Annotated in this window: 14 protein-coding genes; 8 read left to right on the top strand and 6 right to left on the bottom strand. The window is 70.5% G+C overall.

The features are described 5' to 3' along the window. Positions 1-23: 23 nt before the first annotated feature. Together ABIE44_RS06375 and ABIE44_RS06370 are read right to left on the bottom strand one after the other, a co-directional pair. Positions 24-1,364 carry an NAD-dependent malic enzyme gene (locus ABIE44_RS06375; protein WP_209723585.1) on the bottom strand — a complete coding sequence of 447 codons (1,341 nt, stop codon included), beginning with the start codon at positions 1,362-1,364 and terminating at the stop codon, positions 24-26. Positions 1,365-1,453: 89 nt separating this feature from the next. After that, on the bottom strand, positions 1,454-2,338 hold the full coding sequence (locus ABIE44_RS06370; protein ID WP_209720568.1) for an LLM class flavin-dependent oxidoreductase: 885 nt from the start codon (positions 2,336-2,338) through the stop codon (positions 1,454-1,456). Between the two features lie 126 nt (positions 2,339-2,464). On the opposite strand from ABIE44_RS06370, the gene ABIE44_RS06365 reads away from it, so the two are divergent. Continuing rightward, positions 2,465-3,184, top strand: a complete 720-nt coding sequence (locus ABIE44_RS06365) for a class I SAM-dependent methyltransferase (RefSeq protein WP_209720571.1) — start codon at positions 2,465-2,467, stop codon at positions 3,182-3,184. Here ABIE44_RS06365 and ABIE44_RS06360 read toward each other — a convergent pair. Continuing rightward, positions 3,169-3,426, bottom strand: coding sequence for a hypothetical protein (locus tag ABIE44_RS06360; RefSeq protein ID WP_209720574.1), 258 nt, complete (start codon positions 3,424-3,426; stop codon positions 3,169-3,171). The two genes, ABIE44_RS06365 and ABIE44_RS06360, sit on opposite strands and share 16 nt — an antisense overlap. A 23-nt stretch (positions 3,427-3,449) precedes the next feature. Further along, positions 3,450-4,526, bottom strand: coding sequence for an NAD(P)H-dependent amine dehydrogenase family protein (locus tag ABIE44_RS06355; RefSeq protein ID WP_209720577.1), 1,077 nt, complete (start codon positions 4,524-4,526; stop codon positions 3,450-3,452). Positions 4,527-4,615: 89 nt separating this feature from the next. Here ABIE44_RS06355 and ABIE44_RS06350 point away from each other — a divergent pair, with 89 nt between their 5' ends. The 5 genes from ABIE44_RS06350 (at position 4,616) to ABIE44_RS06330 (ending at position 11,053) form a co-directional block, all read left to right on the top strand. Further along, a complete protein-coding gene (locus tag ABIE44_RS06350) occupies positions 4,616-5,518 on the top strand; it encodes an SDR family NAD(P)-dependent oxidoreductase (RefSeq protein ID WP_209720580.1) in 903 nt (300 codons plus the stop codon). 37 nt (positions 5,519-5,555) lie between these two features. After that, a complete protein-coding gene (locus ABIE44_RS06345; protein ID WP_209720583.1) occupies positions 5,556-7,187 on the top strand; it encodes an AMP-binding protein in 1,632 nt (543 codons plus the stop codon). A 166-nt stretch (positions 7,188-7,353) separates the two neighbouring features. Next, entirely contained in the window at positions 7,354-8,481 is a 1,128-nt protein-coding gene (locus ABIE44_RS06340) for a lipid-transfer protein (protein ID WP_354437888.1), read from the top strand. Positions 8,482-8,591: 110 nt separating this feature from the next. Next, positions 8,592-9,464: an alpha/beta fold hydrolase gene (locus ABIE44_RS06335; protein WP_209720589.1), complete on the top strand. Its 873-nt coding sequence runs from the start codon at positions 8,592-8,594 to the stop codon at positions 9,462-9,464. A 26-nt stretch (positions 9,465-9,490) separates the two neighbouring features. Then, positions 9,491-11,053, top strand: coding sequence for an adenylate/guanylate cyclase domain-containing protein (locus ABIE44_RS06330; RefSeq protein WP_209723588.1), 1,563 nt, complete (start codon positions 9,491-9,493; stop codon positions 11,051-11,053). Here ABIE44_RS06330 and ABIE44_RS06325 read toward each other — a convergent pair. Together ABIE44_RS06325 and ABIE44_RS06320 are read right to left on the bottom strand one after the other, a co-directional pair. Continuing rightward, on the bottom strand, positions 11,050-11,454 hold the full coding sequence (locus ABIE44_RS06325; protein ID WP_209720592.1) for a hypothetical protein: 405 nt from the start codon (positions 11,452-11,454) through the stop codon (positions 11,050-11,052). The two genes, ABIE44_RS06330 and ABIE44_RS06325, sit on opposite strands and share 4 nt — an antisense overlap. Beyond that, complete coding sequence (locus tag ABIE44_RS06320) at positions 11,451-12,194, bottom strand: SDR family oxidoreductase (protein WP_209720596.1); 744 nt, start codon at positions 12,192-12,194, stop codon at positions 11,451-11,453. Before ABIE44_RS06320 ends, ABIE44_RS06325 begins: the two co-directional genes overlap by 4 nt. A 90-nt stretch (positions 12,195-12,284) precedes the next feature. Here ABIE44_RS06320 and imuA' point away from each other — a divergent pair, with 90 nt between their 5' ends. Together imuA' and ABIE44_RS06310 are read left to right on the top strand one after the other, a co-directional pair. Continuing rightward, positions 12,285-12,986: a DnaE2-dependent mutagenesis accessory factor ImuA' gene (gene imuA', locus ABIE44_RS06315; protein ID WP_209720599.1), complete on the top strand. Its 702-nt coding sequence runs from the start codon at positions 12,285-12,287 to the stop codon at positions 12,984-12,986. Beyond that, positions 12,983-14,551, top strand: coding sequence for a DNA polymerase Y family protein (locus ABIE44_RS06310; RefSeq protein WP_209720602.1), 1,569 nt, complete (start codon positions 12,983-12,985; stop codon positions 14,549-14,551). The genes imuA' and ABIE44_RS06310 overlap by 4 nt, the downstream gene beginning before the upstream one ends.

Raw genomic sequence — 14,551 nt, 5'->3', positions numbered from 1 at the left:
CAGGTCGGGGGCCTTCTGCCTGCTCAGCCCTGCTGCACCGCCGCCGCCACCGCACCCGGGACGTCCGGGTGGAAGACCGACGGGATGATGAAGCTCGGGTTCAGCTCGTCGGGGTGGACGACCCCGGCGATCGCACGCGCCGCTGCGAGCAGCTTCTCGACGCTGACCTCCTGGGCGCGCGCGTCCAGCAGCCCGCGGAAGACGCCGGGAAACGCAAGCACGTTGTTGATCTGGTTCGGGTAGTCCGAGCGACCGCTGGCCACGACCTCGGCGTACCTCGCGGCGTCGATCGGGTCGACCTCGGGGTCCGGGTTGGCCAGCGCGAAGACGATCGCACGAGGGGCCATCTCGGTGATCCACTCAGGGGCCAGGATGCCGGGCGCGCTGACGCCGACGAAGACGTCCGCACCCTGGAGGCCGGTGCGCAGGTCGCCGCTGACCCGGCGCGGGTTGGTGACCTCGGCCAGGGTCTCTTGCGACGCCGAGAGTCCCTCGAGGCCGGGGACCAGGCACCCGACTCGGTCGTAGACGACCACGTCGGTCGCGCCCGCGGCGAGCAGCAGGGTCACGATCGCCGTACCGGCGGCTCCGGCTCCGGAGACGACGATGCGGGCAGCGGCCAGGTCCTTCTCCACGACCCGCAGTGCGTTGAGCAGGGCGGCGAGGACGACGATGGCGGTGCCGTGCTGGTCGTCGTGGAAGACCGGGATGTCGAGGCGTTCGCGGAGACGCTGCTCGATCTCGAAGCAGCGTGGCGCGGCGATGTCCTCGAGGTTGATACCGCCGAAGCCGGGGGCGATGCCGGCGACGATCTCGACGATCTGGTCGGTGTCCTGGGTGGCCAGGCAGATCGGCCAGGCGTCGATGTTCGCGAACCGCTTGAACAGCGCGGCCTTGCCCTCCATCACCGGCAGGGCGGCCTCGGGGCCGATGTTGCCGAGTCCGAGCACGGCCGAGCCGTCGGTGACCACGGCGACGCTGTTGCCCTTGATGGTCAGGCGGGAGACGTCCTCGGGGTTGTCGGCGATCGCCTGGCTCACCCGTCCGACGCCGGGGGTGTAGGCCATCGACAGGTCGTCGCGGGTCTTGAGCGGGACCTTAGAGGAGACCTCGATCTTGCCGCCGAGGTGGAGCAGGAAGGTCCGGTCGCTGACCTTGTACACCTCGACCCCGTCCAAGGCGTCGACCGCGGCCTGCAGCTGCAGCGCGTGGTCGCCGTCCGCGGCCGAGCAGGTGACGTCGAGGCGCAGCCGGGTCGGGCTCGACTCCACGACGTCGATGCCGGTGACCACCCCTCCGGCCTGGGCGATGGCGGTCGCGACCGCGCCCACCTGGCCGTGGTCCGGCGAGGTGTGCAGCCGCATGGTGATCGAGTACGACGAGGTGGTGGCGTTCTTGGGCACCCACCCACCATCGCAAGACCACGTGGTTACGCGCGAGTCAACCTCGTGCCTCAGTGATCGGCCAGCTCCGCCAGACCGGCCTCGAGCACATCCCGTTGTGCCGCAGCGTGCTGCCCTCGCGGCCAGAGCACTGCGATCGTCTCGAAGCCGAGTGCGGCATAACGCCCGATGCAGTCGCGGAACGACTCCAACGAGGCCAGCGGTTGCTCGCCTCCGTAGCCCAGGACGACCAGTCGAGCCACGGTCGTGCCGCGTCCGCTCGCTGCGAGCACCTCGTCGAGGATCACCACCTGGCGGGACACCTCCTCGTACGCGGTCGGAGCACCGACGCGTGGGTCCTGCACGACGTCCTGGGTGATCCACATCGACGCGTGCCGTGCCGCGAGCTCCATGCCCTTGCGGCCCGTGCCCGCGACCGCGACCCCCGGGCAAGCACCCGCTCCGCCGCCGAGGTCGAGGTTACGAGCGGCGAAGAAGCGACCTTCGATGTCCACCCGTTGCTCCTTGAGGAGACGGGAGGTTGTACCGACGAACTCGGCGAACCGCGCGGTCCGGTCGGCCCGGGCAAGGCCCGGTTCTGCGATGGCGTCGGAGTCGACCCCGGCCCCGCCCGCGCCGAGGCCCAGGACGAAGCGACCTGCACTGATCTCGTGCAGAGCCAGTGCGGCCTTCGCTGTGGTGGCCGGGTGACGGAAGTTGGGTGCCGTGACCATCGTGCCCAGACCGATCGTCGAGGTGGCTTCGGCCGCTGCGCTCAGGGAGACGTACGCGTCGTGGAAAGCGGGGCGTCCGGAGAGCGCCAGGTGGTCGTAGAGCCAGCCGCGCTGGATTCCGAGGCGCTCCGCGTCGAGCCACTCCTGGCGCAGCGTCGGCCAGCTCGAGTCGGGCCACATGACGGCGTCGATCCTGACCTGGCTGGCATCGGTGAGAGGCATCGCGTGACCCTAACGATGTGCGCCGCTGTTCGGCACTGTTATTTCTCCCTCTCCGGGGGCGACGCTAGGCACGTCGGCCCGCTCTGCCTCGCGTGCGGGTCACAGCACTCCTGCCACACTGACCCTGTGCCCGCTTCTCGACCGTCCCGTGCCCGCGAGGCTCTGACGATCGCCAAGGCGCTAGTCGTCGGCGGTGAACGCCGCGAGGCGGCGATTGCCCGCATCGTGCGGCCGACGAACCTGTTCCAGCCGTACACGACGACCAGTCCCGACCGGTACCCGGACGAGTTCGAGCAGGTCCGTACGACGCTCGTCGTCGCGGAGCCGCGGATCCTGTCGTTCGGGTGCTCCTCGGGCGACGAGCTGCTGACGCTCCGGCTTTACTTCCCGACCAGCCGGATCGACGGGATCGACGCGAACCCGCTGGCGATCCGCACGGCACGCAAGCGGATCGCCGCGGCCGGTCTGACCGACCGGATCACCGCGACGAAGGGGACCGATGCCTCCGCGGTGCCGCCGGCGTCGTACGACGCGGTGCTGGCTCTCGCCGTCTTCCGGCACGGGGGACTGAGCGACTCGCCGCCGCGCTGCGACCACCTGATCCGGTTCGCCGACTTCGAGCGCACCGTGTCCGACCTTGGGGCCGCGGTGAAGCCGGGCGGGGTGTTCGTGATCCGGCACGCGAACTTCCGGTTCACCGACTGCGCAGTCGCTGCCGGGTTCGAGCTCGTTCAGGGCGGCTACGCCTCAGGCGGGGCCGGGGGACTGCCGTCGCCGGTCTACGGGCGCGACGACGAGCTTCTCGACCTCGACCAGCGCGACGACGGGATCTACCGGCGTACCTGACAGGCAGCTCTCGTCTGCGAGAGGCCCAGGGCCCAGCAGGACACGCACCCACGCCAGGCGATGCCGGCGCCGAGGACGAGCAGCAGCGACACTGGCCCGACGACGCCGATCAGACCGAAGCCGGCGATCGCGAGCACCAAGCCGAGGGCGCCACGGATCCAGTGCTCGCGCAGTGACTTGCTCGCGAACATCAGATCAGGGGCGTCCGGCGCCTCTTTCTGCCGGTCGATGGTCGTGCTCACGTCAGTCCTTCGGAGCCGAGGCGTCAGCGGATGGTGCCGACGCCCGGGATCAGCGGCAGGTCCAGTGCGGTGACCCAGCCGGCCGGCAGGTCGTTGACCGCCGGCACGGCGTTGAGCGCGCGCAGGCCCGTGGCCAGACAACCCGCGACCGCCGGCGCGCGACCGCTGCCGTCGGTGAACCGGAACGCGGTCTCCTGACTGATCGACGGCGAGCCGTCGATGTCCACGCGGTAGACGTCGTCGCCCGAGCCGGACGGCCACTCCGGGGCGGCGTCCAGGCCGATCCGGTTGACGTGCTCGAGCGTGATGACCTCGCGGCCCTGGTAGACGCCGTTGATGGTGAACCGGATGGCGGCGACGTCGCCGGCCTTCACGATGCCCTTGGCGCTCGGGCGGTCGGTGGGGGTGACCCACTTCTCCCAGGTCGTGGTGATGTCGTCGAGCTCGATGCCGGCGGCGTGCGCGATCATCGGGACGGTCGCACCCCAGGCCATGATGAGGATGTCCGGGATCTCGAGCAGGGGTGAGAAGTCGGGGGAGCGGCCGATGCCCATCTCGTCCTCGTAGTCACCCTCGTAGTCGGTGTAGTCGAGCAGCTCGGAGGCGCGGACGCTCTTCACCTCGCCGCACAGGCCCATCAGGGTCAGCGGGAACAGGTCGTTGGCGAACCCGGGGTCGATGCCGGTGGTGAAGCAGGAGGAGTTGCCCTCCTTGCACGCTTCGGTGATCGGGTCGATCCACACGTCGGGGTTCTGCTTCATGCCCGGCCAGACCCAGGGCGTCATCGCCGTGGAGGTGACGTCGATGCCCGCACGCAGGAACGACGTCATCACGCGGATGTTCTCGTCGGCGTACTGAGCGGTGGGGCCGTAGTGCACCAGCGCGTCCGGCTTCAGCGCCACGAGCTCCTCGACCGAGTCGGTCGCGATCACGCCGGTCGCGTCGATGCCGCAGATCTCGCCGGCGTCCTTGCCGACCTTCTCGGGGTTGCTCACCCCGACGCCGACCAGCTCGAAAACGGGGCTCTTCACGATCTCGGCGATGACCATCTTGCCGACGACCCCGGTACCCCAGACGACGACGCGCTTCGGTGTGCTCATGCGAGGAGGGTAGGGGCTCGCAGTGGTGTAAACAAGAACACGTTCTAGTTCTGAAGACGCCTTCAACCCTCGACCCCTATCCTTCGTGCATGGATCTGAGCGGACGCGGTATCGCGAAGGCAGTCGTGCAGCGGGCGAACTCGTTCGGGGCGACGCCGATCAGCTCGCGGTCGGTGCTGAACCGGTCCGTGGGCCGCATCGGTGACAGCAAGGGCGCTTCCGCGCTGCGCAAGGCCGTCGGCGGCAAGGTTGTCCTGATCACCGGCGCCTCCTCCGGCATCGGCCGTGCGGCCGCCGTGCACCTGGCCGCCGCCGGCGCCGAGGTGCTCGTGGTCGCACGCAGCGAGGACCAGCTTGCCGAGGTCGTCGAGGAGATCACTGCCGACGGCGGCACGGCCGTGGCCTACCGCTGCGACCTGGCTGACTTCGACCAGATCGATGCGCTGGTCACCAAGGTCCTCGACCGGCACGGCCACGTCGACGTCCTGGTCAACAACGCGGGCATGTCCATCCGGCGCAAGGTTCGGCACTCCCAGGAGCGCTTCCAGGACTTCGAACGCCCGATGCACCTCAACTACTTCGCCGCCGTCCGGCTGACGATGGGTCTGCTTCCGACGATGGTCGAGCGCGAGTCCGGCCAGGTCATCAACATCTCCAGCTGGGCGGCCCTGCTGCGGCCGTCACGCTTCTCCGGCTACACCGCCTCCAAGGCTGCCCTCGAGGCGTGGTCCGACTGCGTGCAGGGGGAGGTCCTCGGCGACGGGATCGTCTTCACCTCGGTGCGGATGCCGCTGGTGCGCACGCCGATGATCAGTCCCACCAAGCTCTACAACCGGATGCCGGCCCTGACGATGGACCAGGCGGCCGAGGTCGTCTGCGACGCGACGGTCAGCCGCTCGCGCCGCGTGACGCCGCTCGTCGCCAGCTGGGTCAGCTTCGCGGAGTCGATCAGCCCCGCGCTGGGCGACGTGATCCGCAAGAACGCGATCTGACCCCTTCCTCCACCGCCCTCCCGGAGCTTTCTCGGCCATGAAGTTCTCCAGTCTCCCCCGGACGCTCGCCCTCGAGGCGCTGTCGTTCCGCGAAGCCGTGCGCGCCGGTCTGTTCCGGCTCGACCGGCCCACCGTCTTCTACCGCGGCGTCCGCGGCATGCGGACCTACGGGCCGATGGGCGGTGTGCTGGTCTTCTCCGGCGAGCGCTACCCCGACCGCGCCGCAGTGGTCGACGAGCTCGGCACCCTGACGTACGGCGAGCTGCTCGCCCGCGCGACCGCGCTCGCCAACACCTGGCTCGACGACGGGTTCGCCGCCGGCAGCGGGATCGGCATCCTGGCCCGCAACCACCGCGGTTTCGTGGAGGCCTCCTTCGCCGCGGCGATGATCGGCGCCCGGCTGATCTACCTGAACACCGACTTCGGCGGGCCCGCGATCGTGGACGTCTGCGAGCGCGAGGGCATCGACATCCTCGTCGTCGACCAGGGCTACGCGCCGCTGGTCGAGGGTGTGCGCACCCGCGGAGGTACCTACCTCGCCTGGATCGAGGACCCGAGCACGCTTGGCACCACCCCGACACTCGAGTCCGCCATCGCCTCCGGGTCGACCGCGCTGCCGCCGAAGCCCGCGGCGCAGGCGAAGGTGATCATCCTGACCAGCGGCACCACCGGACGGCCGAAGGGCACCGAGCGCCCCAACCCGCGCTCGCTGATCCCGGTCGGCGGTCTGTTCGTGAAGGTGCCCTACCGCAGCGGCGGCGTGCTCGAGGCCTGCCCGCCGTTCTTCCACTCGCTCGGCTACGCCCAGCTGATGCTCGGTATCACGCTCGGTATGACCGTGGTGATGCGCCGGTACTTCGACCCCGCAGCGACGCTGGCCAGCATCGAGCGCAACAAGGTGACCATGCTGGCCGCCGTCCCGGTGATGCTCCAGCGGATCGTCGACCTCGGCCCCGAGGCGCGTGCGGGGCTGGACCTCAGCAGCCTGTCGGTGGTGCTCTCCGGGGGCTCGCAGCTCGGCGCCGACCTGGCCGTCCGGGTGACCGAGGCGTTCGGCCCGGTGCTGCGCAACCTCTACGCCTCGACCGAGGTCGCCTACGTCTCGATCGCGAGTCCCGAGGAGCTCGCGATCCACCCGGGCACCGTCGGCAGCGCCTTCCTCGGGTCGACCGTGAAGATCCTCGACGACACCGGGCGCGAGCTCCCCGTCGGGGAGACCGGGCGGATCTTCGTCGCCAACGGCGTCCAGTTCTCCGGCTACACCGGTGGCGGCGGCAAGGAGATCGTCGGCGGCCTGATGTCGTCGGGCGACGTCGGCCACTTCGACGAGAACGGTCTGCTCTTCGTCGACGGCCGTGACGACGAGATGATCATCTCCGGTGGTGAGAACCTCTTCCCCGGCGAGGTCGAGGAGTGCCTGGCGGCGCACCCCGGTGTGCTGGAGGTGGCGGCGATCGGCGTACCGGACGAGGAGTTCGGTGCCCGCATCAGCGTCTTCATCGTGCGTGGCCCCCAGGGTTCCGACCTCACCGAGGACGACGTCCGGACCTACGTCCGCTCCACGTTGGCCCGGTTCAAGGTCCCGCGCGACGTCACCTTCCTCGAGGAGCTGCCGCGCAACCCGGCCGGCAAGGTCCTCAAACGCGTGCTGGTCGACCTGGACGCATGACCGCGGACGCGAGAGCCGAGCTGTTGCCTTCGGCGCCCGCAGCAGCGAAGGTGCTCTCACCGTCCCCGTAAGCCAGGAGAGCCCGTGAACAAGGTGTACGTCGTCGGCGTCGGCATGACGAAGTTCGAGAAGCCCCGGACGCGAGGACGCGGCCGACTACCCGGTGATGGCCAAGGAGGCCGGGACCAAGGCGCTCGAGGACGCCGGCATCGCGTTCGAGAATGTCGAGCAGGCGCACGTCGGTTTCATGTACGGCGAGTCGACCGCCGGGCAGCGCGCCGTCTACGAGCTCGGCATGACCGGCATCCCGATCACCAACGTGAACAACAACTGCTCCACCGGGTCCACCGCGCTCTACCTGGCTGCGAACGCGATCCGCGGCGGCCTGGCCGACTGCACCCTGGCCCTGGGTTTTGAGAAGATGCAGCCGGGGTCGCTGACCACGGCGTACGAGGACCGCGAGCAGCCGCTGATGAAGCACATCGTCGCGCTGGCCGAGATGCGCGAGTTCGCCTTCCCGGCCGCGCCCTGGATGTTCGGTGCGGCCGGGTTGGAGCACAACGAGAAGTACGGCTCGACCCCGGAGCACTTCGCCAAGATCGCCGAGAAGAACCACCGGCACTCGGCGAACAACCCGTACGCGCAGTTCCGCGACGTGTACGAGCTCGAGGACATCAAGAACGCCAAGATGGTCTACGCCGAGGCCGGCCTGACCCGGTTGATGTGCTCGCCGACCTCCGACGGCTCGGGCGCCGCGGTGCTCGCCAGCGAGCGGTTCGTCGAGGAGAACGGTCTGGCCGAGCAGGCCGTCGAGATCGTCGGGCAGGCGATGGTGACCGACATGCGTTCGACCTTCGACACCGCCTCGGCGATCAACCTGGTCGGCGCCGACATGAGCCGCAAGGCGGCCGAGAAGGTCTACGAACAGGCGCAGATCACGCCGGCCGACGTCGACGTGATCGAGCTGCACGACTGCTTCGCCCCCAACGAGCTGATCACCTACGAGGCGCTCGGACTCGCCGCCGAGGGCGAGGCGCACCACCTCGTCGACGCCGGCGACACGACGTACGGCGGGCGCTGGGTGGTCAACCCGTCGGGCGGCCTGATCTCCAAGGGACACCCGTTGGGCGCGACCGGGCTGGCGCAGTGCGCCGAGATGACCTGGCAGCTGCGCGGGCAGGCGGAAGCGCGCCAGGTCGCGAGCGCCGCGACGAAGGACGGTGTGGCACTGCAGCACAACATCGGCCTCGGGGGTGCTGTCGTCGTCACCGCCTACCGGCCGGCTCAACGGTAGGAGCCCGGGGCTGATCCGCCCCGCTCGCACGAGATCCCGATAACCGGTGTGGCGGCGGTGCTGCTCGCCTAGGTTCTCCTGGTGTGAGCTCAACAAGAGGTGGGGATCTCGTGGGTCGTTCCGGAGTCGTCGTGTCGCGCCCGTTGCTGGCGCGCTGGCAGACCCGAGCGCTGGAGGTCGGCCCGCACTCGGCAGCGCCCGGCCCGGTGCTCGTGCTGCTGCACGGCTTCGGTGACCACGCGGGCACCTGGCTCCCCGTCCTCGAGCAGCTCGACGAAGCCGGGTGTCGCGCTGTCGCGCTGGACATGCCCGGTTACGGCGAGGCAGACCCGCTCGAGCCGGGAGAATCCCTGCCGCAGCTCGATGCGTTCCTCGCCGCCGCCGTGGAGCGCTGGACGATCGACGGCATCCCGCCGGTCGTCGTGGGCAACTCCCTCGGCGGCGTCGTCGCGATCCGCGCCGGCCAGGACCCGCGGTCCGTGGTCAGCGGGATCGTCCCGGTCGCACCCGCCGGCTTCAGCCACTCGTGGATCCTGGACCTGCTCGAGAACAACCCGTGGCTCCAGCCGCTGATGACGGTCCCGGTGCCGACCAGGGTGTTCCGGCTGCTCACGATCGTCGGCTACAACTTCATCGCCGGCGGCACCGCGAAGGTGCTGCCCGGCGTCGCGGCCGCGGTGGCCGACGTGAACTTCCCGTCCCGCGCGCACGTCTCCCGTGTTCTCGGCAACGCCGTCGAGCTGCTCGGCGAGCTGCGGATGATCTCGCGCGACCACGTCGGCGTCCCGGTCCTGGTCCTGTGGGGGCGTCACGACAAGCTCACGCTGGTCGAGGGTGCCGAGGCCGTTCGCGGGCTGGCGCCCGGCGCCGAGGTCGTCGTGCTCGAGGACTGCGGGCACTGCCCGCAAGTAAGTCGTCCCGACCTGGTGGCCGCGCACCTGATCTCGTTCTCGGGCGCGCTGGTCAGCACCGTCGCGGGCTGACGTCGCAGTGCGAGGATGCTGAGGTGATGGCGAGACGGGGGCGGAAGGGGCGCGGTCCGCAGGGGCAGCGTGCCCCCTTCGGATCGATCCTGCTCGGCCCGGCGACCCAGTCGCCCAAGCGACTCCGGGTCCGTCTCCAGCTGCTGCTGACCGCGATGCTCGTCACCACGCACCTGATCGGTGCGTGCGTCGTGTTCGTGATCTCGGTCTTCGTGCTGCCGACGGAGGCGTTGAACCGGGCCAGCGTGATCGGTCTGGCGATCGCCGTGCCGACGTACGTGGGTGTTTCGGTGCTGGTCGGAGGGTTCTGGGGGACCATCAGCAGCCTGCGCCGGTTGCGCTGGGCGCTCGAGGGGCGGACGCCGACCTCGAAGGAGCGCCGGGCGGCCCTGCGGACGCCGATCCGGCTGACCTGGATCCAGGGTGGCCTGTGGGCAGGCGCCGTGGTGGTCTTCACCATCCAGAGCCTCATCCTCCAGCCCGACCGGGCTCTGGGCACCGGCTTCGCGATCGCGATCAGCGGTCTGGTGGTCAGCACGGTCGCCTACCTGCTCACCGAGTTCGCGCTCCGACCGATCGCCGCCCAGGCTCTCACCGGCCAGGCCCGCAGCCGACGCGGCATGACCGGCGTCCAGGCGCGGATGCTCCTCTTCTGGGGCATCGGCACGGCGGCACCGACGGCCGGCATGGTGATCGTCGCGATCGTCGCGCTGACCAGCGACGACATGTCCAAGGACCGGGTCGCGATCATCGCGCTCGCCCTCTCCGGGGTGGTGCTGGTCTTCGGTCTGCTGGTCACGGTGCTGAACGCGCGCTCGGTGGTCGCCCCGATCGCCTCGGTGCGCTACGCGCTGGGACGGGTCCGCGCTGGTGACTTCAACACCGAGGTCACCGTCTTCGACGGCACCGAGCTCGGCCTGCTGCAGGCGGGATTCAACGACATGGCCACCGGGCTGCGCGAGCGCGAGGCGATCCGGGACATGTTCGGCCGCCACGTCGGCAAGGACGTCGCGGCCGCGGCCGCTGAGGGCAACGTCGTGCTCGGCGGCGAGACCCGGGTGGTCTCGGTCCTGTTCATCGACCTGATCGGTTCGACGGCGTACGCGACCGAGCGCTCCCCGATCGAGGTCGTCGAGACGCTCAACAAGTTCCTCGGCGTCGTGGTCGAGGAGGTCGACGCCCAGGGCGGGTTCGTCAACAAGTTCATGGGGGACGCCGCGCTGGCGATCTTCGGGGCACCGGTCGACCAGGAGAAGCACGCGCTCGCTGCTCTGACGGCGGCCCGGCGGATCGCCGGACGCCTGGCCGAGGAGGTCGCCGAGATCGAGGCCGGCATCGGTGTCGCCACCGGCGAAGCAGTAGCGGGCAACATCGGTGTCGAGACCCGTTTCGAGTACACCGTCATCGGCGACTCGGTGAACTCCGCAGCCCGGTTGTGCGACCTGTCCAAGACCGTCCCCGGTCACGTCCTGGTGGCCTGGTCCTCGGTGCAGGAGGCGGGTGCGACGGAGCAACCGCACTGGCAACCGGCCGGTGACCACGTGCTGCGCGGGCGGTCGGTGCCGACGGCGACCGGGCGCCTGCGCTAACCCTCCCGAGCCGGCAGGGCCAGCAGCACCGCCACCACCAGCGTCCCCGCCAGCGAGCCGAGCTCTCCGACTCTGTCCGCGGTGCTCAACCCGTCGAGGTGTCGCACGTGGAAGTACAGGTGCGGGGTGCTGAAGACCGCCCACACCGAACCTGCCAGCCTGCACGTCCGCAGGTCGCCCCACGCCAGAGCGAGGACGGCCGCAGCACTCAGCGCCAGGTACGCGGCGCCGACGTCGGTGACGAAGTGCTCGTTGTAGGGACCGGTCACCGCGGTCCAGTGCAGGCCCAGCCCGGGGAAGTCGTCGTAGAACGACCTCGGCCCGACCAGGGCCCAGGCGCCGACGAGGAGCCCCTGGGCGGCCAGGACGACGAGGCCGACGCGGCGGGTGGTGCTGATCACGACTTCTCCTCGAGCCACGCGTCGAACGTCTGCACCCCGACGACGCCGGGGGAGGCGGGGACGAGCGCACCGCTGCGCATCGACCTCCCGGCAGCGCCCGGAACCCGCAGGCTGAGCACCGGCCGCCGCGAGCCGCGGTGCCGCAGCAGCCGCCGGACGAGGTCGGGCATCAGGTCCGTCGAGGGTCCGCCGATCTCGGCGGCGTACCCCTGGGGTTCTCCACCGACGATCTCGACGAGGGCGGCAGCGACCTCGCGTGCGGACACCGTCGAGGAGCGCATCCCCGGCACGAAGGTCATCCCGGCGAAGCTGCCACGCTCGACCATCTGCTCGGCGAACTCGTGGAACTGGGTGGCGCGCACGATCGTGCTCGGCACGGACGACCCGGCCACCAGCTTCTCCTGGGCGACCTTGCCGACGTAGTAGCCGAACGGGGTCACGTCGATGCCGACGATGGAGAGCAGCACGTGGTGCCGGACGCCCGCCTCGGCACCCGCAGCGAGCAGGTTGCCCGTGGTGGTCGTGAAGAACTCGGTGGCAGCCCTGGCCGAGGTGGTCACCGTGCTGGTCACGTCGATCACGGCGTCGACGCCGTCCAGGCGTTCGACGAGACCGGTCCCGGTCATCAGGTCGACCCCCGTGGCACGGGCGAGGACGACGGGTTCGTGTCCGGCCATCTTGAGCCGGGTGACGGTCACGGACCCGACGACACCGGTCCCGCCGGCGACAGCGATCTTCATGCGCTGAGTCTGCCCGACGGGGAGGACCACAGTGCGGACGGTTGGCCAGCGAGGATTGACTCGTTCGAACAGATGTTCGAACATGAGCAGATGGCCCGCACACTGACGCTCGCAGGGGAGGACGCCCCGGACAACGGTGCTGCGCCCACCCTGGAGCAGCTGCGGACCAGGATCGCGGGCATGCAGGACGGCGTCCCGCGGGTCCCCGTCCCGACGCACCCGGCCATCGCCGATCTGCTGCAGCTGCGGACCGGCGGTGCCTACCAGGTCGACCGGCCGAGCCTCGGGATGGCGTTGCTCGGAGCGGCGTCGCGCGAGGGTGCGTGGTCGGCGGTGGTGGGTGCCGGTGACTTCGGGGTCGAGGCGGCTGCCGAGCTGGGTGTCGACCTGACCCGCACGATCCTCGTCCCCGACCCCGGCGACCAGTGGCTCGAGGCGACAGCAGCGCTGGTCGACGTCGTCAGCGTGGTGCTGCTGCGACCTCCGGCAGGAGTCACCGCAAGGACGGCGGGCAAGATCGCCGCCCGGCTTCGCAAGCGCTCCTCGGTCCTGGTCGTCTGGGGCGAGTGGCCCGGCGTCGAGGCCAGGCTGAGCGTCCTGGAGTCGTCCTGGTCCGGGGCTGAGGAGGGTCACGGTCGTCTGCGTGCCCGCAAGGTCGTTCTCGGCGTCCAGCACGGCACGGCTCCGCAGCGTCGTGCCGAGCTCTGGTTCCCCTCGCCGGATCAGACGATGGTCCGGATCGAGCCCGCTTCAGTCGGCCGCGCCTCCTTCGTCGAGGAGGTGACGGCATGAGCGAGCGTTCCCGGGCTCTGGTCCTCTGGTGCCCCGACTGGCCGGTCGTCGCTGCGCTGGCCGACGGCGAGATCGGGTCCGGCGGCACCGGCTCGCCGGGCAAGCACGCGTGCGCCGTGGTGACCCGGAGCGCGGTCGAGGCGTGCAACGACCTGGCGCGCGACCACGGCGTACGACGGGGGATGCGGAGGCGCGACGCCCAGTCGCGCTGTCCCGAGCTCCGGATCTTCGACGCCAACCCGGACCGGGACGTCCGGGCCTTCGAGCCGGTCCTCGCCGCGGTCGAGGAGCTGCGTCCCGGAGTCGCGCCGCTGCGTCCCGGGCTGCTCGCGATCCGTGCTCCCGGACGTTTCTACGGCGGCGAGGAGAACGCTGCCGCCACGATCGCCGAGAGGCTCGTCGAGCTCGGTGTCTGGGACGTCAGGATCGGCGTCGCCGACGACCTGTTCTCCGCCGAGCAGGCAGCGCGACGAGCAGAGCTCCAGGGGTGGAAGGTGATCGAGGAGGGGGGCTCCTCGGGGTTCCTCAAGCACCTCTCCGTCGACGTTCTCGATGACGCTGAGCTGGTCGGGCTCCTCCAGCGCCTCGGATTGCGCACGCTCGGCGACCTGGCTGCCCTGCCTGCCCGTGACGTGCTGACCCGCTTCGGTGCGTACGGCGCGAAGGTGCACCGCCTCGCTCGCGGCGTCGACCCGGTCCAGCCTGCGACCCGGAAACCACCTCCCGAGCTGGTCGGCCAGGTCGTCTTCGAACCCGCGCTGGTCTCCGTGGAGGCGGTCAGCTTCAGCGTGCGTCGTACCGCCGAGGCGTTCGTCGCGAACCTGGCGAAGCAGGGTCTCGTCTGCACCGCGCTGCGGGTCGAGGCCGAGGCCGACGACGCGAAGCGCACGGTGCTCTCGTCACGCGCCTGGGTGCACTCGCGCTGGTTCGCCGCGGCGGACGTGGTGGATCGCGTGCACTGGCAGCTGCAGGCGACCCCGACCGGAGTGCTTCTCGGGGCACCGGTCGGCCTCGTGCGCTTCATCCCCGAGACCGTCGAGCCGGCGGCCGCCCATGCCGACGGGCTCTGGGGCGGCGGGACCGACGAGCGCGTCGACCGCGGGGTGGCCCGGGTCCAGGCGATGCTCGGCTACGACTCGGTGGTCGTGCCGGTCCGGCAGGGTGGGCGTACTCCCGCGGACCGGCAGCTGCTGGTCCCGTGGGGCGAACGCCCGACAGGAGTGCGCAAGCCCGACCTGCCCTGGCCCGGTTCGATCCCGTCCCCGGCGCCGAGCCGGGTCTTCGCCGAGCCCTGGGCCACCTCGGTGGTCGGGGCGAACGGACAGCCGGTCTCGGTCACCGACCGGGGCGTGCTCACCAGCGTGCCGACCCGCTTCCACAGCGGGAGCGGGTCGGGCTGGCAGGCGATCGACTCCTGGGCGGGACCTTGGCCCGTCGACGAGCAGTGGTGGGAGGCCTCGGGACGCGGCCTGGTGGCGCGCTTCCAGATCGTCGGCGTCGACGGCCGCGCGTGGCTGATGCGTTGCGACGCCTCCGGGTGGTGGACCGAGGCTTCCTATGACTGA

The organism is Marmoricola sp. OAE513, assembly GCF_040546585.1.
Classification (GTDB): domain Bacteria; phylum Actinomycetota; class Actinomycetes; order Propionibacteriales; family Nocardioidaceae; genus Marmoricola.
Note: the sequence above shows the minus strand (reverse complement) of the source record. Positions and strands in the feature narration are given on the sequence as shown.

What these genes read in the sequence shown, in the direction of transcription:
- ABIE44_RS06375 (WP_209723585.1), bottom strand. Translation starts at nt 1,364, where the DNA reads ATGCGGCTGCACACCTCGCCGGACCACGGCCAGGTGGGCGCGGTCGCG.
- ABIE44_RS06370 (WP_209720568.1), bottom strand. Translation starts at nt 2,338, where the DNA reads ATGCCTCTCACCGATGCCAGCCAGGTCAGGATCGACGCCGTCATGTGG.
- ABIE44_RS06355 (WP_209720577.1), bottom strand. Translation starts at nt 4,526, where the DNA reads ATGAGCACACCGAAGCGCGTCGTCGTCTGGGGTACCGGGGTCGTCGGC.
- ABIE44_RS06350 (WP_209720580.1), top strand. Translation starts at nt 4,616, where the DNA reads ATGGATCTGAGCGGACGCGGTATCGCGAAGGCAGTCGTGCAGCGGGCG.
- ABIE44_RS06345 (WP_209720583.1), top strand. Translation starts at nt 5,556, where the DNA reads ATGAAGTTCTCCAGTCTCCCCCGGACGCTCGCCCTCGAGGCGCTGTCG.
- ABIE44_RS06340 (WP_354437888.1), top strand. Translation starts at nt 7,354, where the DNA reads ATGGCCAAGGAGGCCGGGACCAAGGCGCTCGAGGACGCCGGCATCGCG.
- ABIE44_RS06330 (WP_209723588.1), top strand. Translation starts at nt 9,491, where the DNA reads ATGGCGAGACGGGGGCGGAAGGGGCGCGGTCCGCAGGGGCAGCGTGCC.
- ABIE44_RS06320 (WP_209720596.1), bottom strand. Translation starts at nt 12,194, where the DNA reads ATGAAGATCGCTGTCGCCGGCGGGACCGGTGTCGTCGGGTCCGTGACC.
- imuA' (WP_209720599.1), top strand. Translation starts at nt 12,285, where the DNA reads ATGGCCCGCACACTGACGCTCGCAGGGGAGGACGCCCCGGACAACGGT.
- ABIE44_RS06310 (WP_209720602.1), top strand. Translation starts at nt 12,983, where the DNA reads ATGAGCGAGCGTTCCCGGGCTCTGGTCCTCTGGTGCCCCGACTGGCCG.